Annotated in this window: 21 protein-coding genes; 2 read left to right on the top strand and 19 right to left on the bottom strand. The window is 58.3% G+C overall.

What is annotated here, in order from left to right:
• Positions 1 to 64: 64 nt before the first annotated feature.
• From CKW31_RS14210 to CKW31_RS14180, 7 genes are all read right to left on the bottom strand, one after another.
• Entirely contained in the window at positions 65 to 2,020 is a 1,956-nt protein-coding gene (locus CKW31_RS14210) for a response regulator (RefSeq protein ID WP_095095915.1), read from the bottom strand.
• Complete coding sequence (locus CKW31_RS14205; protein WP_095095912.1) at positions 2,010 to 2,876, bottom strand: sensor histidine kinase KdpD; 867 nt, start codon at positions 2,874 to 2,876, stop codon at positions 2,010 to 2,012. The genes CKW31_RS14210 and CKW31_RS14205 overlap by 11 nt, the downstream gene beginning before the upstream one ends.
• Positions 2,869 to 3,885, bottom strand: coding sequence for an ATP-binding protein (locus CKW31_RS14200; protein WP_176469882.1), 1,017 nt, complete (start codon positions 3,883 to 3,885; stop codon positions 2,869 to 2,871). The genes CKW31_RS14205 and CKW31_RS14200 overlap by 8 nt, the downstream gene beginning before the upstream one ends.
• A complete protein-coding gene (locus tag CKW31_RS14195) occupies positions 3,876 to 4,280 on the bottom strand; it encodes an anti-sigma regulatory factor (protein WP_095095909.1) in 405 nt (134 codons plus the stop codon). The genes CKW31_RS14200 and CKW31_RS14195 overlap by 10 nt, the downstream gene beginning before the upstream one ends.
• Entirely contained in the window at positions 4,277 to 4,639 is a 363-nt protein-coding gene (locus CKW31_RS14190) for an STAS domain-containing protein (protein WP_095095906.1), read from the bottom strand. The genes CKW31_RS14195 and CKW31_RS14190 overlap by 4 nt, the downstream gene beginning before the upstream one ends.
• Before the next feature lie 4 nt (positions 4,640 to 4,643).
• Positions 4,644 to 5,495, bottom strand: a complete 852-nt coding sequence (locus CKW31_RS14185) for an STAS domain-containing protein (protein ID WP_095095903.1) — start codon at positions 5,493 to 5,495, stop codon at positions 4,644 to 4,646.
• Positions 5,496 to 5,749: 254 nt separating this feature from the next.
• A complete protein-coding gene (locus CKW31_RS14180; RefSeq protein WP_095095900.1) occupies positions 5,750 to 6,622 on the bottom strand; it encodes a LysR family transcriptional regulator in 873 nt (290 codons plus the stop codon).
• Between the two features lie 145 nt (positions 6,623 to 6,767).
• Between CKW31_RS14180 and CKW31_RS14175 the strand changes: the two genes are divergently transcribed.
• Positions 6,768 to 7,976, top strand: a complete 1,209-nt coding sequence (locus tag CKW31_RS14175) for a YbfB/YjiJ family MFS transporter (protein WP_095095896.1) — start codon at positions 6,768 to 6,770, stop codon at positions 7,974 to 7,976.
• Positions 7,977 to 8,136: 160 nt separating this feature from the next.
• Here CKW31_RS14175 and CKW31_RS14170 read toward each other — a convergent pair whose 3' ends face one another.
• The 8 genes from CKW31_RS14170 to CKW31_RS30090 form a co-directional block, all read right to left on the bottom strand.
• Positions 8,137 to 8,979: a fumarylacetoacetate hydrolase family protein gene (locus CKW31_RS14170; protein ID WP_095095893.1), complete on the bottom strand. Its 843-nt coding sequence runs from the start codon at positions 8,977 to 8,979 to the stop codon at positions 8,137 to 8,139.
• 880 nt (positions 8,980 to 9,859) lie between these two features.
• Entirely contained in the window at positions 9,860 to 10,489 is a 630-nt protein-coding gene (gene ycaC / locus CKW31_RS14165; RefSeq protein WP_095095890.1) for an isochorismate family cysteine hydrolase YcaC, read from the bottom strand.
• A 53-nt stretch (positions 10,490 to 10,542) separates the two neighbouring features.
• A complete protein-coding gene (locus tag CKW31_RS14160) occupies positions 10,543 to 12,381 on the bottom strand; it encodes an amidohydrolase (protein WP_095096089.1) in 1,839 nt (612 codons plus the stop codon).
• A gap of 151 nt (positions 12,382 to 12,532) precedes the next feature.
• Positions 12,533 to 13,162, bottom strand: a complete 630-nt coding sequence (locus CKW31_RS14155; protein WP_095095887.1) for an antibiotic biosynthesis monooxygenase — start codon at positions 13,160 to 13,162, stop codon at positions 12,533 to 12,535.
• Positions 13,155 to 13,586, bottom strand: a complete 432-nt coding sequence (locus CKW31_RS14150) for a DoxX family protein (RefSeq protein ID WP_095095884.1) — start codon at positions 13,584 to 13,586, stop codon at positions 13,155 to 13,157. Before CKW31_RS14150 ends, CKW31_RS14155 begins: the two co-directional genes overlap by 8 nt.
• Positions 13,587 to 13,798: 212 nt before the next feature.
• A complete protein-coding gene (locus CKW31_RS30365) occupies positions 13,799 to 13,996 on the bottom strand; it encodes a transposase (RefSeq protein ID WP_371856742.1) in 198 nt (65 codons plus the stop codon).
• Positions 13,993 to 14,910 carry a LysR family transcriptional regulator gene (locus tag CKW31_RS14145; protein ID WP_095095880.1) on the bottom strand — a complete coding sequence of 306 codons (918 nt, stop codon included), beginning with the start codon at positions 14,908 to 14,910 and terminating at the stop codon, positions 13,993 to 13,995. Before CKW31_RS14145 ends, CKW31_RS30365 begins: the two co-directional genes overlap by 4 nt.
• A 293-nt stretch (positions 14,911 to 15,203) precedes the next feature.
• Entirely contained in the window at positions 15,204 to 15,893 is a 690-nt protein-coding gene (locus tag CKW31_RS30090; RefSeq protein ID WP_256582614.1) for a helix-turn-helix domain-containing protein, read from the bottom strand.
• A 234-nt stretch (positions 15,894 to 16,127) separates the two neighbouring features.
• Here CKW31_RS30090 and CKW31_RS14135 point away from each other — a divergent pair, with 234 nt between their 5' ends.
• Positions 16,128 to 16,949 (top strand): alpha/beta fold hydrolase, encoded by an 822-nt coding sequence (locus CKW31_RS14135; protein WP_095095877.1) that lies wholly within the window; start codon positions 16,128 to 16,130, stop codon positions 16,947 to 16,949.
• A 121-nt stretch (positions 16,950 to 17,070) separates the two neighbouring features.
• On the opposite strand, the gene CKW31_RS14130 is transcribed toward CKW31_RS14135, so the two are convergent.
• The 4 genes from CKW31_RS14130 to CKW31_RS14115 form a co-directional block, all read right to left on the bottom strand.
• Positions 17,071 to 22,635 carry an AAA family ATPase gene (locus tag CKW31_RS14130; RefSeq protein ID WP_095095875.1) on the bottom strand — a complete coding sequence of 1,855 codons (5,565 nt, stop codon included), beginning with the start codon at positions 22,633 to 22,635 and terminating at the stop codon, positions 17,071 to 17,073.
• Positions 22,636 to 22,644: 9 nt separating this feature from the next.
• Positions 22,645 to 23,007: a response regulator transcription factor gene (locus CKW31_RS14125; RefSeq protein WP_095095872.1), complete on the bottom strand. Its 363-nt coding sequence runs from the start codon at positions 23,005 to 23,007 to the stop codon at positions 22,645 to 22,647.
• Between the two features lie 97 nt (positions 23,008 to 23,104).
• Entirely contained in the window at positions 23,105 to 23,719 is a 615-nt protein-coding gene (locus CKW31_RS14120; RefSeq protein ID WP_095095868.1) for a response regulator transcription factor, read from the bottom strand.
• A gap of 24 nt (positions 23,720 to 23,743) precedes the next feature.
• Complete coding sequence (locus CKW31_RS14115) at positions 23,744 to 25,309, bottom strand: winged helix-turn-helix domain-containing protein (protein ID WP_095095865.1); 1,566 nt, start codon at positions 25,307 to 25,309, stop codon at positions 23,744 to 23,746.
• Positions 25,310 to 25,547: the final 238 nt, after the last annotated feature.

Below are 25,547 nucleotides of genomic sequence, written 5' to 3'. Positions count from 1 at the left end.
GATTATTTTAGAGCACTACATATTTCTGATTCTGACCGGCCAGTCACAGCAAAACGACAGCCGATCAGGTTTCGCGGGGGGTTGCCTCAAGCATGGTGTCGACTTTTTCCAGCAATGCGCCCAGTTGGAAAGGCTTGATGATCATATCCATGCCCTCCCCCAGAAAGCTCTGCCGGTTCACGGCGTTTTCGGCATAACCGGTCATGAACAATACTGGCAAATGCGGCCGCCAGAGCCGAGCCCGGTCCGCCAGCTCACGCCCGTTCATGTGAGGCAGCCCAACGTCGGTGAGCAGCAGGTCGATCGACGCATCGTTTTCAAGTAACGACAATGCCGTCGCGACGTCTCCCACTTGAGTGCAGCGGTAGCCGGTATCCACCAGCAGCTCGTTGACGAACATCCGCACTGACGCCGTGTCTTCAACGATCAGAATGTGTTGCCCCATTCCCTCTCGGGGAGCAGTGGTCGGCGCATCCTCGACCGGTACGGAATCGATTCCGGCAGGCAGCATCAGGGTCACCTCGGTGCCGTGGCCCACCACGCTGCGAATGACAACGTCGCCTTGCGACTGCCGCGCAAAGCCATAAATGGTCGATAGCCCCAGCCCGGTGCCCTCGCCAATGGGTTTGGTGGTGAAGAAAGGATCGAACACCTTGTCGATGACGCTGTGCTCGATGCCGATGCCGTCGTCCTTGACCGACAGCGCCAGGTAGGCACCATCCGCCAGCCTGGCATCGCCTTTGGAATGCGCAGCGAAAGTGGTGACCCGGATCGTTCCACCGTTCGGCAGCGCATCCCGGGCGTTGATCACCAGATTGAGCAACGCACTTTCCAGCTGGCTGCTATCCACCAGCGCAATGGCCGATTGCGAAGTGAGGTCCAGAGTCAACGCGATGCGTTTGCCGATGGTGCGGCGCAACAAGTCTTCCAGCGAACGGATATGTTTATTGATGTCGATTGGCCGGGCGTCCAGCGGCTGCTGACGAGCAAACGCCAGCAGCCGGTGAGTCAGCGCCGCCGCACTGGAGGCCGAGGCCAGTGCAGCCTCGGCGTAGCGCATGATTTTTTCGGGACGATTTTCCTGCGTCCGCCTCTTGATCAATTCGATACCGGTAATGATCCCGGTCAGCAGGTTGTTGAAGTCATGGGCAATACCGCCAGTCAACTTGCCTATCGCATCCATTTTCTGTGCTTGTAGCAACTGAGCTTCAGTCCGGGCACGTTCGGCCACTTCGTAGGCAAGTTTGGTGGTAACGCTGTCGAGTTGCTTGAGATGTGACTGCTCACGCTGCCGGTGCTCGGTCACGTCTTCGACGAACACGAGACTCAACGCAGGCGTACGGTAAGGCGAAACCTGCCACTCGGTCTCGCGTAATTCACCCCGGACCAGCATGCGCAACGTGCCTTGCCAGCGTTCACCCGCCAGCAAGCCAGCGCGCAGCTCCTGAATGATTTCCTCCTGGTCGCCCGCCAGAGAGCCCAGCATGGTTTCCTGCGCCAGACTTTGGTGGGTCAACAGCGCAAACGCGTGGTTGCACTCGTGGACCTTGAGCTGAGCGTCCATCACCGCAATCGGCGCGGAGATATTGACGAAAATTTCCCTGAAACGCGCCTCACTTTCACGCAATGCGTATTCGGTGTCTCGCACCCGTAGCAATGTCCGCAAGGTCGCCAGCAGCACATCCGGGTCTACCGGGTGCACCAGATAGGCGTCAGCGCCTGCCTCCAGGCCGGTGACAATGTCGGTGGTCTGAATCGACGCCGCCGAGACATGCACCACAGGCAGCAAGGCGGTGCGTGGCTCGGCACGCAACAGACGAACGATATCGAAACCGCTCATGTCCGGCAGATTCACATCGAGGATCAGCGCATCCGGGACTTGTGCAGCAATCTGTTCAAGCCCGTCGGTGCCGGTGCCTGCTTCGCTGACAATGAAGTCGTGGCGCTCCATGCGCCGCCGCAATGCGTAGCGTGTCGCGGCGTTGTCATCAACGATCAGCAGCCGGAGTTCACGCTTCATCAACATGCCCTGCGGCGATGGCCAATGGAATGATCACGAAAAATGTCGACCCAACGCCCGGCTCACTCTCAAGCCCGACTCGTCCGCCCAGTAACTCGGCGAACCGTTTGCAGAGTGACAGGCCAAGGCCAGTACCCCGCAAGCGCTTCTGCAGAGGCGAATCGATCTGCGAGAAGTCTTCGAACAAGGCACCGTGCATTTCCTGGGGAATACCCACGCCGGTATCGGTAACCGCAAAGCGAATTTCACTATCGTTTTCCAGACGTGCCGACACTCGCACCTCACCGCGCTGGGTGAATTTAAGAGAGTTGGAAATGAAATTGCGCAGGATCTGCGCGAGCTTTTTGTCATCGGTGTACAGACGCGGCAAACCTGACGGCTCCTCAAAAATGAGGTCCACGGAGGACGCATTGACGATCGGCCTGAACATGCCGCGCAGTGCCGAGAACAAGTCAAACATGTCGAACCAGGCAGGGGAAATGGTGATCCTTCCGGCTTCAATCTTGGCCAGATCAAGCAGGTCATCGACCATGTCGCTCAGCTCACGGGCTGCGCCACTGACAAACCCGACCTGCTTGTGCTGCTCTTCGCTCAACGGACCGTCGATTTCGTCCTTGAGCAGGCTGGTGATACTCAGAATCGAGCCCAGCGGCGTGCGGAATTCGTGGCTCATGTAAGACAGGAAGCGACTCTTCAAATCAGAGGCCTGACGCAACTCCTCCGCCTGGTTATCCAGCTCGGCATACAGCGCCAGTACGCCCTGATTGGTTTCTTCAAGCTCGGCACGCAGCGCGTCCGCTTCATCGCGCAACTTCTGCAGCTCAAGGGACTGATCGGCAACGATCGGTTCAGGCATTGAACGCCTCCAGACTAATAACCAACACGGTGACGTCATCTCGACCGCGGCAAAAATCGCGGTGCAGGACGGCAGCGATAACCGCCGGATGACGATAGATCAGACCCGGATAATCACGCAGGTTCCAACGAGATTGCAGCCCATCGCTGTACATCACCAGCAACTGGCCTGTCACTTGCGAATGCTCGAATGCCTGAACCTTTCTGAACTGAAGACCGACGATGCCCGGGTGCGATACCAGCCCCCGGACTTTGTCTTCGCCAATCAGCGTCGCGCCGATATTTCCAATCCCGACAAAACGTAACGCATCAAGGCCGGCATCAAAGTTGACCAACGCTGCGGCACCGCCGCGTGTCCCCTTCATGGAATGGTGCATCTCGTCGAACACACGCTCGGCAGAATCGAACGGCTGCCGCTGGAACTCAACCTCGCCAGCACGGGCAGCGACTTCAGCATCCTCGCCATGCCCCAGACCGTCGATGATCAACGCACTGATCCGCTGCCCGGCAATTGCCAATGACCAGACATCACCGCAGGCGGGATCATCATGCAGTGAATGCTGACTGATACCGACACGCAGGTCCCGGGTCTTGCTTTTACGAGGGTAAAAACGGGCCATGAGCACCGCGCCGCGGGCATCCGCGTGGGCATCGAAGACATCCGCCTGTCGCTCGATCGAGCCAAGACCAATGCCTTGTGTTCCACGGGTCGAGACACCATCGGGCATGCAATCGCTCAGGTCGAAGCCTTCGCCACGATCCACGGCAATGATCTCGATGCCGGACAAGCCAGGCGAATTGAAAACGCGCAAGTGCAACTCGCCGCGAACCGCATGCTTGAGAATATTGCTGGTCAACTCGGTCGCGACCAGCGCCACGCGCCCGGCATCCACTTCATCAAACCCGAGCCCCTCCGCCAACTGCTGAGCGGTGCGTCTTGCGTGGCCTACCTGGCTGCTGTCCTCAATCAACAAAACTTGCGTCAGGGTACTGCGCAGGGTCACGTCCATCGGGTAATCGTTATTCGGGTTCCGGCACCAGGGGCGGTGTCCAGTTCGAACTCTTCCACCAGACGCTTGGCGCCGGTCAGGCCAAGACCCATACCGTTACCGGAAGTCCAGCCATCGGTCATCGCCAGCTTGAGATCAGGAATGCCCGGCCCTTCGTCGCGGAAGGTGATCCGCAGACCGGTGCGCATATCCTCTTCAAGGATCTGCCAGTCCATGTCCCCGCCGCCACCATAGACCATGGTGTTGCGCGCCAGCTCGCTGACGGCGGTGACCATTTTGGTCAGATCAATCAGGCGCATGCCGCACTCCTGAGCCAGCTTGCGCGCGGTCTGGCGCGCAAGTACGACGTCCTGTTCGATCAGCACAGGTTGCGTGCCGCTGCTGCGTACGGTCATTGCGCTTGCACTCGCTCATGCAGCAGTTTCATACCGCGCTCAACGTTCAACGCAGTGCTGACGCCCGGCAAGGTCATGCCCAGCTCCACCAGCGTAATCGCCACTGCTGGCTGCATGCCGACCAGCACGGTCTCGGCATCCATGATCCGCGACAAGCCGGAAATGGTCCCGATCATGCGTCCCACGAAGGAGTCGACGATGTCCAGCGCCGAGATGTCGATCAGCACACCCCGTGCAGAGGTTCTGCTGATCCGCTCGGACAGATCGTCCTGCAGGGTCAGCGCAAGCTGATCGTGCATATCGACCTGAATCGTGACGAGCAGATAAGCGCCCATCTGCAAAATAGGAATACGTTCCATGTACTTATACCGCCTTGGTGACGGTCAGCCCCAGACGCTTCAGCGACAGAGCCAGCGCATCGGCGAGATTGGCTTTGGTCACGACGCCTTGCAGATCCAGACCCAGGTGGACAATGGTCTGAGCAATTTGCGGACGTACACCACTGATGATGCAGTCAGCGCCCATCAAGCGGATCGCGGTGACAGTTTTCAGCAAGTGCTGCGCAACCAGCGTGTCCACGGTTGGCACGCCGGTGATGTCAATGATGGCGATTTCCGAACCGGTATCGACGATGCGCTGCAGCAGGGACTCCATCACCACTTGGGTACGCTGGGAGTCCAGGGTGCCAATCATCGGCAGGGCAAGCACGCCGTCCCACAGTTTGACCACAGGCGTCGACAGCTCCAGCAACTCTTCCTGCTGACGCTTGATCACGTTCTCACGGGATTTCTGGAATGTGCGGATGGTGTGCATGGCCAAGGCATCCAGCAGCTCGGACAGCTCCAGCAACTGCTCGGCGTACAGCGTCGGATCAGCCTGATACTCACGCTGGATCAGGGCAAACAACGGGCCTTTGAGCGCGAAAACGAAACTGGCAGTCTGCTGCGAATCCTGACCGACTGAAGCACGGCTCTGGGAAAGCTTTTCAAGAAACTGGCGAATAGCATCCCAGTCACTGCCTGCCAGAGACTGATGACGCCCCTTCTCCGCGACTGATACCACCAGACTCAGGAACTCGGCCATCTGTTGTTTCAGATCATCGTCCTTGAGGTTACGCGTGGCACCGTTGGCTTCCAGTGCTGCAAGCCATGCGGCTGTCAGCTCTGGCTGAGAGGTCGTGATTGCGTCAACGGTCTTCTGCTGCACTGCTGCCATCTTGTTTGAACTCCTGAACGATGCCGGCAAACCTGATCCATCCAGGAATGCAATAAATAGTATAAATATGGGCCGACTGGCCTCGTTATGCGGCGATTCTCTACCATTCACCTTGAAATGCAAGCAGCCTCTGCTGGCACATTGCTAATAGCCTTTCGTCAAGCGTTATACAGGCTAATTTTTTCATCAAAACCACCCTGAATGAGGCTTTTCGACGGGCGTTGCATCCATTCGACTGTATTTGAGCTCCGCACCTATCCGACTGACTCAAAGACGCTGACGATATGATCGATCACTGCCCTCACCCGTGCGGTATGTCGCAAGTCTTCATGGGTCACCAACCAGACGTCGTAGGTTTCCTGCCGCTGCCGGTCTGGCCACAGCCGGGTCAGCCCGTCACGCTCGCCCAGACACACCGGAATTTCGCCGATGCCGATCCCGGCAGCGATTGAGCGACGCATCATCAACCCTGAATTAACCGTTGCCACCAGACGCCCCGCACTGACCGGTTCGGAAACGATAGTCGCTTCGCGGCCACTTTCCAGATAGGGCTGAAACATGATCAGGTCGTGACCGGCAAATGCCGAACCGGGCTCAGGCTCGCCATGACGTTGCGCATACTCCGCCGACGCATACAGCCCTACCGGCCAACGGGCGATACAACGCGCGATCAAATCGGGATTTTCCGGCTTGACGTTTCTGACTGCTATATCGGCTTCACGGCGCGAAAGGCTGAGCATTTGTATTGACGCATCGAGCCGGACTTTCACGTCCGGGTGTTGTTGATGCAGATGAGCGATGGCAGGAATCAAAAATTCGACGGCCAGCGAATCGGTTGAGGTGATGCGCACCTCGCCTTTGAGTCGATCATCGAGCCCCTGAATCTGCCGTTGCAGCTCCAGGGCGGAGCGCTCCATTTTTTCTGCCGACTTGAATGCAGCTTCTCCTGCGACCGTCAGCACGTAGCCCTCGGAGGTACGCAGAAACACCGTGGTGCCCAAGGCTTTTTCCAGGGCCGCTATCCGGCGGCCTACTGTTGCCTGATCCACATTCAGCAATCGCGCCGCACCGCGCAACGTGGACTTTCTGCAGACTGCCAGAAAAATGCGTGTGTCGTCCCAGTTCACTGGTCACCTGCTTGATGCATTTATGCATCTTACTAAAGAGAATTAACTGCAAGATTGCATCAATCATCGTCCGTACCATGGACTCAGCCAAGCACTTTGTCGTGCTCACTTTGATTCCATGCTTCTGTGGGAAGGACATTCCGCCATGCACACCACCACTGACACCCTTGCATCCGGACGCAACAACGTCTGGCTGCACATCCTTGCAGGCCTCAGCGCGAGCCTGGTGAGCATCGGCCTGGCGCGATTCGCCTATACGCCGTTGATTCCATCACTGATCGAAGCCCACTGGTTTTCCGCTTCAGACGTGATTTACCTGAGCGCAGCCAACCTGATCGGTTATCTGATAGGCGCCCTCACCGGCCGCCCCATCGCTGCGCGACTGTCCAACGGACACTCGCTGCGTCTGATGATGCTGATCGCCACGGCATCATTCTTTGCGTGTGCCTTTCCGTTATCCATCGCGTGGTTCTTCAGTTGGCGACTGCTGTCCGGCATCGCCGGGGGCGCGATCATGGTCGTGGTGGCCGCCACGGTGATTCCTCATGTACCGGTGGCTCGCAGAGGGCTGGCCAGCGGTGCAATCTTCATCGGGGTGGGTCTGGGCATCGCAGGTTCGGGGACGCTGGTGCCGTTCCTGCTGTCTCTGGGTTTGCGAGATGCCTGGATAGGCCTGGGTCTGGCGTCCCTGCTGCTCACCGCAGTGAGCTGGTTCGGCTGGCCATCGGCAGGCGCTACCGCCGCAGTGCCGGCCTCGGCCGAAGCGACTCATCAGCCACTTCACAGCCGCATGAACCCCGGGATATACCTGTTGTTTGGCCAATACGCATTAATGGCGATCGGTCTGGTGCCCGCGATGGTGTTTCTGGTGGATTACGTGACCCGCGGGCTTGGCCTGAGCGCCCATGCGGGAGCCGTGATCTGGGTCATGTACGGGATCGGCGCGATTCTGGGACCGGTGATCTACGGTTTTCTCGCCGACCGTCTGGGTGCCCGCACCTCGATCCGCGTGGTGCTCGCGGTACAAGCCGTAACGGTCGCGTTGTTGTGCACCACCAGTAACTTTGCGCTGCTGGCCTTGCTGGCAATCATCATTGGCTCGTTCCCACCCGGCATCGTGCCGCTGGCGTTGGGCAGGATTCACGAACTGGTGCCCCGCCACGAACTGCAGCAAGTCGCCTGGAGCCGTGCAACCGTTTCCTTTGCGACATTTCAGGCGTTGGGCGGTTATGGGTATTCAGTGATCTTCAACGCCAATGGCGGGCATCACATGATGCTGTTTGTGATCGCGGCGTCGGCGATTGCTGTGGCGTTGGTGGCTGACTTTGTGGCTGCGTTGATTTCCGGGAAGTAATCGACTTTTCATCAACACCAAACTTCCCGGATTGGAATGCATTCTAACTGTGGGAGCGAGGCTTGCCCGCGATAGGGTTCGCAAATTATCGCGGGCAAGCCTCGCTCCCACAGGAGACCGTATTTCAACTCAGGCAGTTGATTAACTACCCTACAAAACGTTAAAACGCCTTGATCACCTGCCGTTGCTGCCCAAGCCCTTCCACGCCCAGGGTCACCACATCCCCCGGTTTGAGAAACAACGGCTCAGGCTTGTGACCCAGCCCTACCCCGGCAGGCGTGCCGGTACAGATCAGGTCGCCGGGTTCAAGCTCGATAAACTGCGATACGTAACTCACTACGGTCGCCACATCAAACACCTGATTAGCCGTGTTGCCGTTCTGATGGCGTGTGCCGTTGACCTCCAGCCACAGCGCCAGCTTGCCAGGATCAACCACTTCGTCAGCCGTTACCAGCCATGGGCCAACCGGCGCAAAACCCGGGAAGCTCTTGCCTTTGGTCCACTGCCCGCCTCGCTCCAACTGATAACTGCGCTCGGAAAAGTCGTTTACCACGCAATAACCCGCGACATACTTCAAGGCATCGGCCTTGTCGATGTACAACCCCTGAGTGCCGATCACAACCCCCAGTTCCACTTCCCAATCAGCCTTCACCGAGTCAATCGGCAAGCGAACATCATCATTGGGCCCCGTGGGATGGCAAGCCTTGAGGAACATCACCGGCTCGGCTGGAATCGGCAGGTTGGTTTCCGCGGCATGGTCGGTGTAGTTCAGACCGATGCAAATCACCCGCCCGCCTTTAATGATCGGTGGTCCTATACGCACATCAGCCGCAACCAGCGGAAGCGACGAGAGATCGATGGCACTCAGGCGTAACAGGCTCTCGATGGAAAGCGCAGCGCTGTCGATATCATCGATATGCCCCGACAGGTCACGAATGCCACCGTTGGAGTCGATAACGCCCGGCTTTTCAGCACCGGGCAAACCGTAGCGAACCAGCTTCATGGGGTTATTCCTTGTCAGTAAATGAGCGAGGGCATCATGGCATAGCCTCGGCAATCTATTGAAATACCGCCCTCCCGAATGAATTCGGTCCTACCGGGTTTTGCATCTTGCCCAGGTCACCGGTAGGGGCGAATTCATTCGCGAAGGGGCCGGTACATTCACAGCCGATGCGCTGCCTTGAAATACCGCCCTCCCGAATGAATTCGGTCCTACCGGTTTTGCATCTTGCCCAGGTCACCGGTAGGAGCGAACTTGTTCGCGAAGGGGCCGGTACATTCACAGCCGATGCGCTGCCTTGAAATACCGCCCTCCCGAATGAATTTGGTCCTACCGGGTTTTGCATCTTGCCCAGATCACCGGTAGGAGCGAACTTGTTCGCGAAGGGACCGGTACATTCACAGCCGATGTGTTGCCTGAAATACCGCCTTCCCGAATGAATTCGGTCCTACCGGGTTTTGCATCTTGCCCAGATCACCGGTAGGAGCGAACTTGTTCGCGAAGGGACCGGTACATTCACAGCCGATGTGTTGCCTGAAATACCGCCCTCCCGAATGAATTCGGTCCTACCGGTTTTGCATCTTGCCCAGGTCACCGGTAGGAGCGAACTTGTTCGCGAAGGGGCCGGTACATTCACAGCCGATGCGCTGCCTGAAATACCGCCTTCCCGAATGAATTCGGTCCTACCGGTTTTACATCTTGCGCAGGTCACCGGTAGGAGCGAAATTGTTCGCGAAGGGGCCGGTACATTCACAGCCGATGCGCTGCCTTGAAATACCGCCCTCCCGAATGAATTCGGTCCCACAGAATCGAGGCGATCTGAAGGTATAAGCAAAAAAGGCGCCCTACTCAAGGCAGGGCGCCGTTCTTCGAGCTTCAGAACTTACTTCGCAGTCAGCGCCGAGTAGCTGTTCATCAGATTGCGGTAGTTAGGAATGCGTGGCGACAGCAGATTCGCCAGGCCTTCCATGTCGTTGCGCCAGTCAACCTGCAGCTCGCACGCCACGGAGAACCAGTTGACCAGTTGCGCACCGGCAGCGGTCATGCGAGCCCAGGCAGCCTGTTGCACGGTTTCGTTGAAGGTGCCCGAAGCATCAGTCACCACGAACACTTCAAACCCTTCAGCCAGAGCAGACAGCGTCGGGAATGCGACGCACACGTCGGTCACGACACCGGCGATGATCAGTTGCTTGCGGCCGGTCGCCTTGACCGCGTTGACGAAGTCTTCGTTGTCCCAGGCATTGATCTGACCGGGACGCGGGATGTACGGCGCGTCCGGGAACAGTTCTTTCAGCTCGGGCACCATCGGACCGTTCGGGCCGTTTTCGAAGCTGGTGGTCAGAATCGTCGGCAACTTGAAGAACTTGGCCAGATCCGCCAGCGCCAATACATTGTTCTTGAACTCGTTGGGCTGGAAATCCTGCACCAGCGAAATCAGACCGGTCTGGTGATCCACCAGCAGCACAACCGCGTCGTCTTTGTTCAAGCGTTTCCAGGGGGTAGCAGTACTCATGGGGTAACTCCTTCAGGTTTTCAGAGTAACGTCATCTCCGTGGTGGCAGATGATCAGAATGCGAAACATGAACAGCCAAACGCGCCCCAGAAACCCTGGAAATCGCTGACCGGTACGCTGGACATACGTGCGCGCTCATGGCTGTGGGAATGCACGACACAAGGGCCGCTGCATTGATGAACCTGCGCCACCAGCGGCGACGCCGGACGCCAGTGACCGGGCACCTTGACCACTGGCGACCAGTCCGGCAGCACTGGCACCTGCGACGGTGCGAGCTTCTCGAAATCTCCACTGCCGTACACCACCTTGCCGTCCACCACGGTCAACACCGATTCGATCCACTTGATCGACTCTTCATCGACGCTGAAGTAGTCCGCAGACAGGGCCACGAGATCAGCCAGTTGGCCGACTTTGATCATGCCCTTCTTGCCCTGCTCGGATGAGAACCAGGCGCTGCCGTGGGTGAACAATTCGAGTGCGGTTTCGCGGGACAGACCTTCCGGATACAGCTCCAGACCGCCCACCGTGCGACCGCTGACCATCCAGTACAGCGACGTCCATGGGTTGTAACTGGAAACCCGGGTCGCATCGGTCCCCGCCCCCACGGGTACGCCTTCGGCCAGCATGCGTTTGATCGGCGGCGTGTACTCGGCAGCCTTGGCGCCGTAGCGCTCGACGAAGTATTCGCCCTGGAAAGCCATCCGGTCCTGAATCGCGATACCACCATTCAGCGCACGTACCCGCTCGATGTTTTTCGGGCTGATGGTTTCGCAATGGTCGAAGAACCACGGCAAGTTATTGAACGGAATCTCGCGATTGACCTTCTCGAACACATCGAGCATTCGCGAGATGGATTCGTCATAGGTGGCGTGCAAACGGAACGGCCAGCGATGTTCGACCAGATGGCGCACCACCGGCTCCAGATCCTGTTCCATGCCTGCGGGCAAGTCTGGACGCGGTTCGAGAAAATCTTCAAAGTCCGCAGCCGAGAAGGCGAGCATTTCACCGGCGCCGTTATGGCGCAGGAAGTCATCGCCCTGATGCAATTTGACTGAGCTGGTCCAGTTCTTGAAGTCCGCCAGCTCTTCCTTCGGCTTCTGGGTGAACAGGTTATAAGCGATGCGCACAGTGAGGTGTTTCTCGCGCGCCAACTGCTCGATTACTGCGTAGTCATCCGGGTAGTTCTGAAAACCGCCGCCCGCGTCGATGGCACTGGTCACGCCCAGGCGGTTCAGCTCTCGCATGAACTGACGCGTCGAGTTGACCTGATACTCCAGTGGCAGCTTGGGCCCCTTGGCCAGCGTTGAGTAGAGAATCATCGCGTTTGGCTTGGCGACCAGCATGCCGGTCGGATCACCGTTGGAATCCCGGACAATCTCGCCGCCCGGCGGGTTCGGCGTATTGCGGGTGTACCCGGCGACACGTAACGCTGCGCGGTTGAGCAAGGCCCGGTCGTACAAGTGCAGCACGAATACCGGAGTATCCGGTGCTGCCTGATTGAGCTCGTCCAACGTCGGCATCCGCTTTTCAGCGAACTGGAATTCGTTCCAGCCACCGACGACCCGCACCCACTGCGGCGTCGGCGTGCGGTCGGCCTGATCCTTGAGCATGCGCAACGCGTCAGCCAGCGACGGCACGCCTTCCCAGCGCAGTTCGAGGTTGTAATTCAGGCCGCCACGAATCAAGTGCAGGTGGGAGTCGTTGAGGCCTGGGATCACCGTGCGTTTTTGCAGGTCGATAACCTGGGTCGCACTGCCGCGCAGCGCCATGACTTCAGCATCGGTGCCCACCGCCACGAAGCGCCCGCTGCTGATAGCGACGGCGCTGGCCTTCGGTTTTTCACGATCGACAGTGTGCAGTTGACCGTTGTAGAGAATCAGTTCGACGTTCATAGCAGTTCCTTCGACAGATTTTTGAGAGGCACCGGCATAGCCAGCGAAGGGGAAAGACGGAAGGATTGCCGCCGCGGCGCCGAGCAATGTGCCTTTGGCCAGAAAGCGGCGTCGTTCCTGATCGGTGTCCTTGTCGTCATTTCTCATGGCGTCACTCCACGGACGGCTGTTTCTGCGCGGCATTCAGCCAGGGCGCGAACAGCCGGGTTGCGGCAGGCATCATCACGTAACACACCAGCAGGACGATGGTCACCGTGACCAGGGCGGTACTCACCACGTAGTTGGCGAGCAGCGGGCTCAACGCGAACACTGGTCTCCAGATCAGCGGAATCAGCAGTGTCAGCGGGCAAATGACCAGAAACGTCACGCACGCTTGCTTCCAGCGCGGCGGCTGCGGTGGGGATGCCTCGGAGGCTGGCGTGAACCAGAACTCGTTGTGCGGGTTGACTTCGGTCTGGTCGCCGTCGGCCAGCATGGGCCTGGCCTCCTCAACCAACTCGCTGCGCTGGTCCGAATCCAGCCAGCGCTGCATGGCATCAGTGGAATGAAAGCGCAGCACACAGGTGAACAGATGCAGACCGCCGGACTTGCTGCGGATCACATCCACGCCCAGATGCCCCGGATAGCCGCCAGCAATCCCCACGATGCGCCGCAACCACGCTTCGTAATCCGTTTCCATACCAGCGCGAATGCGGTGCTTGATCACCAGCGTCACGACTTCATTGAAGGCCGGCTGGTTGACCACGACCGCTTCGTCAGCCAGGGAATTTGAATCAGACATGACGAACCGCTCCGTTGAAACGTGCGTTGAGCGCGAGCCGTCCCGGCCCGGCAATGAACACCGTGGTAAAAATGATCAACAGCAACCAGCCAAACTGGCCCTGCTCCAGGGTCCACTCCGGGTGAACGGCAAGCAGCGCGACCAGCAGCAGAAACAGGATGGGCAGGCATGCAAGACGCACGAAGATTCCTGCAACAATCAGCAGCGGGCAGAGGACTTCGGCAAAGATCGCTAGGATCAGGGTCAACTGCGCGCCCATATGAAACGGGTCTTCGATGAGCGTCAGTTGATGGTTGAAATCGACGAGTTTTGGCAGGCCATGAACGACCAGGAGAAAAGCCGCTGCGCTGACCCTGAGGAACAGCAGACCAAGGTCGCGGGCCCGGTTTTCAAGGGACAGGTTTTCCAGTGTCGAATCGTTCATCACGCACCCACGAAATTTGGGAATGGTCAGGACAGGAAGTCTGCCTGTGCTGGCCAACTCTGGATTCGATAGTGCAGCGTTGAAGCGGACGGTAATTGAATGCTTGTGCTTTCATGGATCAGCCGTGCGCAAAAGCTCGGCTGGTTTTTTTCGACAGCCGTAAACCCAGGACTAGCGCCGCACCTTGTGCGACCAGACCAAGCTCGGCTTCATCACACAAAATGCAAATTAATGGGTTGAAATGCATTTTCTGTAGGAGCTGCCGAAGGTTGCGAAGCATTTCTCCTGATACACCGGGATCGCAGCCTTCGGCAGCTCCTACAGATCCACCGTTTGGCGCGAGACAGTGCGGTGTGATGGACACTGGGGCAGAGCCCACAGAATCTTGCAAAGCTGGCTCCACACCTCAAGTCACGTCAGGCGTCTTGGCCATGTGCTGACTGATCCGTGAGCGCAACCAGCGCTCGGCGGGGTCGTTGTCGTGCACCCCGCTCCAGACCATCGAGAGCTCGGCAGCGACAATCGGAAACGGCGGGTCATCTGCGCGCAGTGTGCAACCTTCCACCAGCGCACAGGCCGCGTAATCGGGCACGGTCGCGATCAGTTCAGTACCCGCCAGCAACGCGCGCAGGCCGTTGAACTGCGGTACGCCGAGCACGACTTTGCGGGTCCGCCCGACTTTGGCCAAATCCAGATCGATGTTGCCGGACAGGTCGCCAGAGAACGACACCATGGCATGCGGCCGCGCACAGTAATCATCGAGGGTTAACGCGCCCGGGCGGGAATCGCCGCGCAGCACCTTGCAGTGAATATCCCGCAGCTTCTTGCGCTTGGCGTTGGCCGGTAGATCGGTGGTGTAGCTGACGCCCACCGAGATTTCGCCTGAGGCAAGCAGCGCTGGCATCAGCAAATAGTTGGCACGCCGAACGACAACGATGATGCCTGGTGCCTCCTCCCGCAGTTGATGGAGCAACGGCGGCAACAGGCCAAATTCGGCGTCATCGGAGAGCCCGATACGGAACACATCGCAGCTGGTGGCCGGGTCGAAATCCTTCGCCCGGCTGACTGCGCCAGAGATGGTGTCCAGAGCAGGCTGAATTTCCTTGAGGATGTCCAGAGCCCTGGCTGTCGGCTCCATACCGCGCCCACTGCGCAGCAGCAACGGATCGTCGAACAGATCGCGCAATCGCGACAATGCAGCGCTGACAGCAGGCTGGCCCATGAACAGCTTTTCAGCGACCCGCGTCAGGTTGCGCTCGAACATCAGCGCCTCAAAGATCACCAGTAAATTGAGGTCGACTCGACGCAGATCATTGCGATTCATGGGGAAGTTCCGGAACTGAAGGGATGAAAAGCCCGAGAGGCTTGTCCTTCGTTCAAGTAAGCACGGTTATCGGCGCTTCGCCTTGCAGGTTTGTGCTTTTGAATCGACGACGGTTATGTACACGCAGCGAACACATACTTGTGTGGAATGCGATTTCCCTGTGGGAGCGGTGCTTGCCCGCGATAAGAGCGACTGGGTTCACCTGTCAGATCGCATCGTCTGCATCGCGGGCAAGCACCGCTCCCACAAGGAGATTGCATTCCAAATCATTGAGGTGAGCGTTGCTGAAAAAATCACCCCGCCCGCCGGGCTTCGGTCGACAACGAGCGTCTCCAACTGAATGGCGTTTGCCCTACGACTCGGGTAAACACCCGGGTGAAATGCGACTGATCGGCAAAACCACAATCGAGGCTGATGCGCGAGATCGAAATACTGGTTTCGGTCAGCAGTCCCTTGGCTTTGTCCAGGCGGACCTGCAGGAACCAGTCGCGCGGAGAAAAGCCGGTGTTCTTCTTGAATGCCCGGGAGAAATGGCTGCGTGACAGGGAGCACTCGGTGGCGATCTGGGCAATAGACAGGCCGCGATCCATATGACTGGACATCATTTCCTTCGCACGACGCTCCTGCCACGGGGACAAGGCTACTTTCTCGTAAGGCTTGGGCACCACGGCTTCAGGTGTTTCAAAGCGGGTGGACAAATGCGAGCACAGCACCAGCATCGCACGCTCTACCGAGTCCTCATGATCAGCCTGACGATCACGCAACGCAGGCAACAGTGAGCAAATCAGGCGGTAAGCCAGGGGATCAATGCCCGGTGTCGCAACGCTGCGCTCCAGCAGTTTCAGATTCGCTTCGCTTGTGCCGCCAACCGATGCGGACTTCACCAGTTCTTCTACGGCGGACGACAACGAGTCGAAAGATGGAACCTGAGTGACCGCGGTTTGATCGATATGAAGCGTGGACAAAGGGCTGAACGCATTCATTACAGACTCTCCTGCTCAGGTGTATGGCAGGGGTCGAGTCTGGTGATGGCGGACCTTAAAGTCCTTTGCAAAACATTAAACGTTCTGAAGCGCAGGTTAATCGGCGCGGCAGTAAGCATCGGGTGCTCAGGCAGGTTAAGAACGTTTCAGGTAACGCCAAGGACTTGAAGTCCATCGAAGCCTAACGTGAGGGCTCTGCTTGCAAACCTTTGTATTCGCCCCCCGGAGAAGACCATGCCTACGATTACCACGACTGACGGTACCCAGATCTATTACAAGGATTGGGGCAGCGGCCAGCCCATCGTTCTGTGCCATGGCTGGCCATTGAACGCCGATATGTGGGAATACCAGATGAATTTTCTCGCTGAAAACGGCTTTCGGGTGATCGCCCATGACCGTCGAGGTTTCGGCCGCTCCGACCAGCCGTGGAAAGGTTATGACTACGATACCTTCGCCGACGATCTGCATACCCTGATCACATCGCTGAATCTTACCGACGTCACGCTGGTGGGCTTTTCCATGGGCGGTGGCGAAGTGGCCCGCTACATCGGCCGGCACGGCAGCAAGCGCGTCACCAAAGCGGTACTGGTGAGCGCGGTGACGCCGCTGATGATTCGCCGCGAAGACCACCCGGAAGGCATGGATCCGGCGATTTTCGACGGCATCCGCGCAGGCGTACTGAATGATCGTGCGGCGTTCCTGGACGCTTTTGGTCCGATCTTCACGGGCAGTGATCAACCGGGCTCCTCGGTAGGCAAGCCAATGCTGGACTGGACTCAGTTCATGGCGCTGCAGGCCAGTATCAAAGGCACGCTGGATTGTGTTGAAGCGTTCTCGGAAACCGACTTCCGCCAGGACCTGGCACGTTTTGATCTGCCGACACTGGTGATCCATGGCGACGGCGATGCGGTGGTGAATTTCGATGTGACTGGCAAGGCTGCGGCAGCGCTGGTCAGCGGTGCACAGCTCAAGGTTTATCCGGGCGCGCCGCACGCGGTGTACTTCACGCACAAGGATGAACTGAACAAGGATCTGCTGGAGTTTGTTCGAGGTTAACGGAGATTTGCGTCGTCTATATCGCGGGCAAGCACCGCTCACACAGGTGGAATCCGGTCTCATGTGGGAGCGGTGCTTGCCCGCGATATGGGCGACAAGGTCTCATTGCCTTAAATAACACCTATCTCCCTACAACCACCGGCAAGGTAAAAACAAACACCGCCCCGCTCGACCGCCCGGAAAACGCCCGGAGCATGCCGCCATGGGCCTCGATGATCGATCTGCAGATCGCCAGTCCCATTCCCATGCCCTTTTCCTTGGTCGTGAAAAAAGCGTCGAAGATCCGTTCGACATGCTCGGGGTCAATGCCGTAACCATTGTCCTGAATACTGACCACCACGTACTCATCAGCCACCGTATCGCAAGTGATCGCCAAACGACGCGGCCGGTCATGAAGGTCGCTCATGGCGTCCACGGCATTCATGATCAGATTCAGAATCACCTGCTGCAACTGCACAGCATCGCCTTCTACGCTGAGTTGCGGCTCGCGGACCTCCTTGTAGAGCAATACATGGCGCTGCTCGATCTCAGTGGCCGTCAGTAACACCACCTGCTGAATCACATCCGTGATGTACAACGGCTCACGATTGAGCGGCGTCTGTTTGGCCAACGATTGCAGGGCGCGGACGATGCCGGCAGCACGTTTGCCGTCGTTGACGATATCCCCCAACCCGGCAAGCGCCTCCTGAACGACCGGCACATCCCGGTTCAACCAGCGCACACTGGCGCTGGCGTTGGACACGATCGACGCCAGCGGCTGGTTGATCTCATGGGCAATGGACGCTGCCAACTCTCCCATGGTGGTTGCCTGAGACACCCTCCCCAGTTCAGCGCGTGCAGTGCGCAGGGCTGTTTCGGTGGTCTTGCGCTCGGTCACGTCGCTGACCACGCCGACGAAAAACTGCTCGCCGTCCGGCTCTCCCAGCAGTTCGATATGGCGAAGCGTCCCATCGGGTCGGATGATCCGGAAGGTATGTTCAAAGGCACTGGAATCTCGCAGAGCCCGGGACAGCATCGATGAGAAAGCCTGCAGATCCTCCGGATGAATCATCTTTTCCAGCACGGGCAGTGCAGGAGCAACCGCCGCCACTGGCAAGCCCCAGACCGCGAACAGCTCGTCGGACCACTGCGCCTCATCGGTACCCGGATCCCAGCGAAAACTCCCCGACTGGCTGATGCGTTGCCCCAGTGCCAGCGTCGCCTTGCTGGTGCGTAGCGCCACTTCGATCTGTCTGCGACGCGTGTTCTCTTCCGTCAATTCAGCGTATAGACGAGCATTTTCCAGTGAGATCGCAGCCTGCCCGGCGAGCAGTTCAAGCACCGCTGTGCGCCCGGAAGTGAACACCCCGGGTGCCAGATTGTTTTCCAGGTAAAGCGCGCCCACTACCTGGCCTTGCTTGATAAGTGGCAAACACAGTACCGAGCGCACCTGATGCTCATCGAAGTACTCATCTGTGGCAAAGACATGCGGATGCATGGCGTTGTCCAGCACGACCAGTTGCCGGGTTCGTATGACCGTGTACAGCATCGACAATGGCAAATGCCGCGCGGACGGCGTCATCACCGAAAGATCAGTGGCAATGCCGGATTCATGCACTTGTCCGCGGGCACGAACCTGCGGTGTCTCATCTTCGATGAGCAGTAACAGCGCATGTTGGGCACCGGCGTGAATGATCGTGTTGGTCAACAGAATACCGATCAGTCGATCCAGTACGATCTCTTCGGACAGCGCCTGAGAGGCCTTCATGACCGACACCAGATCCAGCGATTCCTGCCCCATGGAGATACTGATCGAGGGCCGCGACAACGACGCCTGTGCGCGCAGAATGCCGCCCCGTGCTTCAAGCCCGGCGACCTTGCCCAAGGCCCCCCATCGCTGGTAGCAATCACGGGCATTGCGGTAATGGCTGCGCGCGGAGGTATACAGCCCACACACGTGATGAAATTCGCCCGCCAGCTCATGCGCCAGCGCTTGTACATGGAGAAAGCCCCCATTGGCGGCAGCCGTGACGGACTCCTCATACAGAGTCATGGCGGCCAGACCATCGCCCTGCAGGCGCGCCACTTCAGCCCGGACCAGCAACGCCTTGTCCTTGAAGTTATGCGGATTGAGCTCAGCCCACCGGTCGATCTTTTCCAGATGTGGAGTCATGCGATCCAGCACGTCACCGGCGGCGTCGTCATGACGGCAACCTGCAGCCAGATTCAGCGCACTGAAGAAATGCAGATCGAACACATGAATGTGCGCTGGAGTAGACCAGGCAAGACCCGCAGCGGTCTCAAGACACAGGGCCGCGCCCTTGAAGTCGCGATGCATGTATTTGCCGATACCCTCAAACAACCACGACCAGAAAACCACAGGTGTCATCGCGCTATTCCGGGCATCGGGGCTGTCGACCCACTGCTCTGCCTGGTCGTGACGAGGGCTGTCAGCGAAGTTGCCACGCCGCATCGCATGGATCAGGCCGCGCACGGTCAGCAACGCGGCTTCAACGTCCTTGAAGCGGACGTGCCCGGCAAAATCGAGCCCCTTGTCGATCTCTTCCTCAACGCGCTCCAGATACTCGCCCATGAACAACTGGTTGAAGACGATATGCAATGAGGCGTAACAACTCATGGTCAGATTGCCTGCGTTGTAGCTGCTGGCAAAAGCGGATCGTGCATAACCCAGCGCCTGCTCCAGGGGTTGCGTCCAGACGCAGACCTGATCCAGTGCAACCAGCGTTGCACTCTCGGAACTGAGGTAGCCATGACGTTGCACAAGCGTTCTTGCCAACCGGGCATACGCCGCGCCTTCGCCATAAGCAGCATATTTATGCGCCAGCGCCACACCAAACCATCCCAGACCGTGGGTCGACGCCGGGCATACGCCATACTCAAGGGACAGCAGGACCATTTCGCAGGTCAGCACAAACAGCAGGTCATCGTCGATGAAAGAAGCCGAAGCGATCATGCTCGCCATCAGGCCCATGGCGGCCTCATAGGACCGATCGCGCATTTCAGGCAGCTCAGCCAGTGAGTCGATAGACCTGGAACCCAGCACTTCCAGCAGAAAGCGATAACGCTGCTCGACTTCCCGGGCGTCTACCTGCTCGGGGATGTGGATGCCGAACAGGCGCAAACCCTCGCCGGCAGTTTGCGCAGCCTCCTGATAGCGACAGGCAAGCACCTGCAATTCCACTTTGAGCGCGTAGATCTGCGCACGCTCAACATGCGACTTAACATGTGTGAGCAGTTCATCAATCACCTGCCCTGCCCGCCCGAACTGCCCATCGAGAATCAGGCACTGGGCCTGCGTGAAACCCAGCTCCCGACTGAGCTCTGGGTCTTTATGCCAAGGTTCATCAAGGAGCAACGATCTGGCGTCCACCAGATAACCAAAGGCAGACTGAACCGCCGCAGACTCCATCGCCTGTTGCGCAGCCTGTATCAACAAGCCGCAGAACAGCCGCTGCTCGGCACAATCGAGCAACTGCAGATGGATGCGTTGCAAATGACCGGCAATCCGGAAAACCTGATCCGGGCGTCCACGCCCTTCAAGATCAGCAATCAACAACCGGGCAATTCGTGCATGTTCAGCAGGCCGTGCAGCCAGCGGCGTCAACTGGTAGGCCGACTCCTGAACACGATCGTGGTAGAACGCAAACCCCTGATGGTCCTCGACTACCAGACCGGCCTCGATAGCAGGCGCGAGGTCAGCGCGCAGAACGTGCTCCTCGCCCTGGCTGATCTGGCTCAGGGTTTTCAAATCGATGCTTGAGCCGATGCAGGCCATCTGGCCAAGAACCTTTTGAGTGGTCAACGGAAGACGGGCAATTCTTGCCACCATAAGGTCAATCACGTTCTCGGCATGCCGATGACTGCGAATGAGCGCTTGATCCCAGCCCCACTGGCTGCTTTGGCGGTCGAAGCTGATCAGTTGCTCCTCCAGCAACGTACGCAAAAGTTGCCCGACAAAAAACGGATTGCCATCGGTTTTCTCGTGGATCAGTTCTGCCAGCGGCCTGATCAGCGCAGCATCGGCGCTCAAGCCCATCGCTACCCATTGCGCGACCGCCTCCAGATCCAGTGCAGCCACGTGAATCTCGGTCAGCCTCGCAGGCGACCGGCGTAGCTGGCCGATGAAATTACCAGACAGAGCGGAATCTTCAGCACGGCTATCGCGATAAGCGAGCACTAACAGAATGTTCCGGTATTGCCCGTCACTGAACCCGGAAATGAACGACAGGGTTGCGTCGTCGAGCCACTGCAGATCATCGAAAAAAAGCACCAGCGGCCGCTCAGGGCTGACAAAACTGTTCAGGAACCGCTGCAGCACGTAATGGAACAAATGTTTGGTTTCATTGGCGGGCAGCTCCGGCCCGGCCTGAGGCCCTAAAATGAACTCGATTTCGGGCACCAGATTGGCAATCAACCGGCCATGCCCGGCCACCGCCAGTGAAAGCCTGTTGCGCCATCGCTGCAGCTCCTCGGCGGTTTCTCCCAGGACGCGCATGATCAGCGAACGCAGTGCCTGTGCCAGGGAAGCATAGGGACTGTTATGCGCTGTCTGGTCAAATTTGCCGGAAGCGAACAGCATCTGGCTGGACGCCAGCCCCTGATGCAACTGACGAACCAGTGTGGACTTGCCTGCCCCGGCCTGACCGGACAGCAGCACCAGCTCAGACAGACCCGACTCCGCGACACGGTTGAATGCCGCATGCAGCGCCTGATACTCCACAGGCCTTGTCAGCAAGAACTGTGGCTCACTGCCCCGGCACCGGCGATCACTGTCGGCAGGTTCAAAAGCGGAGAGGTGCTGGAACTGGCTCCACTGGGTCAGGCACGAACGCAAGTCAGCCTCCAGACTGCAAGCCGTTTGATAGCGATCATCGGGGTTCTTGGCAATCAGTTGCAGAATCATTTGAGCCATGGGTACGGGAATCGAGTCGCGAAACTGCCGGGGTGACAGTGGCTGGCGAGCCACATGGCAATACACCCATTCCACGGCATCGCTGGCCTCGAAGGGCAATCTGCCGGTCAGCAGCTCATAGAACGTCATGCCGAGGGCATAGAGATCACTACGCTGGTCGGCCTGCTGCCCGACCCGTCCGGCTTGCTCGGGAGGCATGTACGCCAAAGTGCCGCAGATGGAATCGTCAGTGTTCGTCGGGATGCCGGAACCGGTTTCGACACTGACGCCAAACCCCGTCAGACGAACAGTGCCTTCAGCATCCTGAAGCAGATTGCTCGGTTTGATGTCCCGATGCAGCAGACCATTACCATGAGCCTGCCCCACAGCACGGGCTGCGCCTAGCGCGAGGCGCAGAAAGCGGTCAATGGAAATCTTCCCGTCAGCGAGTTCATGCAGCGCCTGACCGCCAGGATCGTCGCACACCCACAACGGGCCTTCGGCCGTCTGCAACAGCGCCTGGGGCACCAGTGCCCATGAAGGCTCAAGTCGCGGAGCTAACGCGTATTCATGCTCGATACGCCGCCTGCTGCCCTCTACCTGACGCAGCGACGAACGAAACACCAACCACTGTCGATAGCAGCCCTGCACCTGGACGCGATAGCGATCAATCTCGCCATCGACAAACAGCAGGTCCCAGGACAGCAGCGCCAGCCATTCAGGCGTGTAGCCTTCGGCCTGAGGTTGAGCCTTTGCCTGAAGGCCAGAGATCATCTCTGCCTGGATGTTGCTCATAAAGGCCCCTTACGGGCGTTCCACTGCCCGCCTTATCGAATCAAGCAACGCCTCCTCGGAGAACGGTTTGCGCAAAAATCCCAATGCGCCCGCGTCGAGTGTTCGACGGATGGTTTGTTCATCATCCTGGGCGGACATGCAGAAAACCGCGACGGGTTTGCCCTCGGCCTTCAACTGCCGGAGAACCTCCAGCCCCTGCATACCCTTCATGATCAAATCGAGAAATACGCAATCGGCATCATTACTTGCCGACGAAGCCAGAAACGCTTCACCCGAAGCAAAGCCCACGGAAGCATAGCCCAAGGATTTGAGAAGATTGCCAAGACCATTACGCACGGAAGCGTCGTCATCAACAACGCAAATGAGGATCATAAGCTCAACTTCATGACAGTAAAAGTAATAGAAGCAGACAGTACGCCTTCCCATTAAAGAGCACGACTGACGCTATGTATAATTGTGCTGTTTTATATCAACTGACCAGACTTAATTGCTCGTGCATCTTGACCAGATCAATCAAAGTTCGTGCTTTCATTTTTGTCATAATGTGCCGCTTATGAACTTTCACCGTTATTTCGCTGGTGCCCAGATCCCCGGCAATCTGTTTATTCATTTTGCCTGTTACCAATAGCGTCATGACTTCCCGCTCACGGGGCGTCAGGGTCTCGAAACGGCGCCTGACGCTTTCGACGTGCAGCCGACCCGCCAGCTCGTTTTCATCGTGTTCGAGGGCCTGGCGCACCACCATCAGCAAATGGTCTGGCTCGAAGGGTTTGGTCAAAAACTCGTGCGCGCCGGCTTTGATGGCCTTGACTGACATCGGAATCGTGCCAAAGCCGGTCATGAATATGATCGGGAAGCGATGGCCACGACGGAGCAACTCCTCCTGCACATCGAAACCACTTGAAGCGGCAAGGTTGACGTCCAGCAACAGGCACGTCGGCTGATCTTCAAAAGACTGCTCAAGAAACGCCTGGGCGTTGGCGAAGCATTCGGTGTTGATGTCCGCAGAATGCAGCAGGCGAGCCAATGACGTGCGGATCGTGCACTCATCATCGACCACATAAACCTTGGGTGTAGCGCTCATATACAGATTTTCCGAAGCTTCGTGCTACTGGCTTGTCGCCAGAATTCGTTGGTGATTGAGATGAAAATAGTCGGAGTCGTGCAGGCCGCCCCCCACCGCTCGCAACGTCGCGACAGAAGCGGTGGATGCCGGGCGCACTGCATGCTGATTACGCTGCCCACTGCTCTGCCTTGAGCCTTTATCGCCCGCCAGCTCGGTGATTGTCTCCATCAGCCAGCTGCGGGTCGCCTTCAGCAATCGGTAAAACCGGAAAGGCCCCTCGGCGGCAATCAGCAACAGCGACTTCTGCGCCAGACTGACAATGCAGTCCATCACCCGACCTTGGGGCAGCGCCAGGGACTGCGCCCTTTCACAGGCCTGAGCAAATGTGAAACGGTCGTCGAAACGGCTCAAGCGTTCCAGCACCGCGCACTCGTCCGCGCTCAGCAGACGATAGCTCCACTCTACCGAAGCCACCAGTGACTGATGACGATCAGGTGCACTGCGCAGGCCGCCGGACAAGAGGTGCGGGCTATGTTGCAGGCTTTGCAGCAACTCGAACAGCCCCAGAGTGGCTGCGCGGGCGGCCGCCATCTCCAGCGCCAGTGGGATGCCGTCCAGATGACGGCAGACTTGTGCGACCAACGCCACACTCTGCTCGTCCAGATTTTCCATGTTCTCTGCGGGGAAATAAGAGTCCAGTGCCCGCAAGCGTGTCATGAACAATTGTGCTGAACCGCTTTGCAGCACTTCGTGACGGTCGGCGTCGTGCTCCGGGATCGCAAGCGGGGCCACGTTGAGCGTGCGTTCGCCACCAATGCGCAGCGGTTCACGGCTGGTGACCAGAATCCGCAACGGCGGACAGCTGCGCAGCAGATGCTCACTGACCGCCGCCACCGCATCGATCAAGTGCTCACCGTTATCCAGGATGATCAGGCGATTCTGCTGACCAAGGCATTCGACAATTGCCTCCATCGGCGACCTCCCCGGCAAAACCACCAGATCCAGAGCGCACGCCAAAGACTCGACAATGCGCTCAGGGCAGGTAATGTGTGCCAGCGGCACGAAGCAGACATGCAAACTATCGGTCAGGGACAGGTGGTGGGCAACCGCCACTGCCAGGGACGTTTTGCCGATCCCGCCTGAACCCACGAGGCTGACCAGCGCGTTGCTCAGCAACGCCTGGCAGACTTCTTCCAGCGCGGCTTCCCGACCAATCAGCGGGACGTTATGAGGAAGATCGTGTTGGCGCAGCATCGAGCCCGTGAAGGACCGCGCTGTCACCGGGTCTTTATGATCATCGGCTGCAATAGCGGATTCGTCCTCTCCCCCCACCAGCATGTAACCGCGCCCGGGAATGGTCCTGATCAGATCGCGGTCTTCACCCAGTGCCTTGCGCAGTGCGGAGATATGTACCTGCAGGTTGTTCTCTTCAACCACGGTGTCGGGCCAGACGCGCTGAAGCATCTCGTCCTTGCTGATCAGGCGGCCCGGACAGGTAATCAACAGTTCCAGAATATCGAACGCCCGTGTGCCCACCCGCAGTGGCACACCACTTCTGAAGACTTCTCTGAGTTCAAGGGAGACGCTGGCTTGACCGAGACTGATCATTTTTATTCACGCTGTCCGTCGGTTATCGGTAAGTATCCGGCCCGCGGATAGATCGCGATCAATATAGGGTTTATCACGGGCGGCTCAGGGTATCTAAGCAGCTAATTAGTTCCACCGATACTATCTATAAGGATAGGCTGGAAACTCGCTCGATAAACTTTGGTTGCGACTAAGCACAATCACGCAAGTAGATGACCTCAACTTTCACGCCAGGCGTTATGATAGTAACCGGACGCTA

The sequence above is a fragment of the Pseudomonas sp. Irchel 3A5 genome, from assembly GCF_900187575.1.
Taxonomy (GTDB): domain Bacteria; phylum Pseudomonadota; class Gammaproteobacteria; order Pseudomonadales; family Pseudomonadaceae; genus Aquipseudomonas; species Aquipseudomonas folii.
Note: the sequence above shows the minus strand (reverse complement) of the source record. Positions and strands in the feature narration are given on the sequence as shown.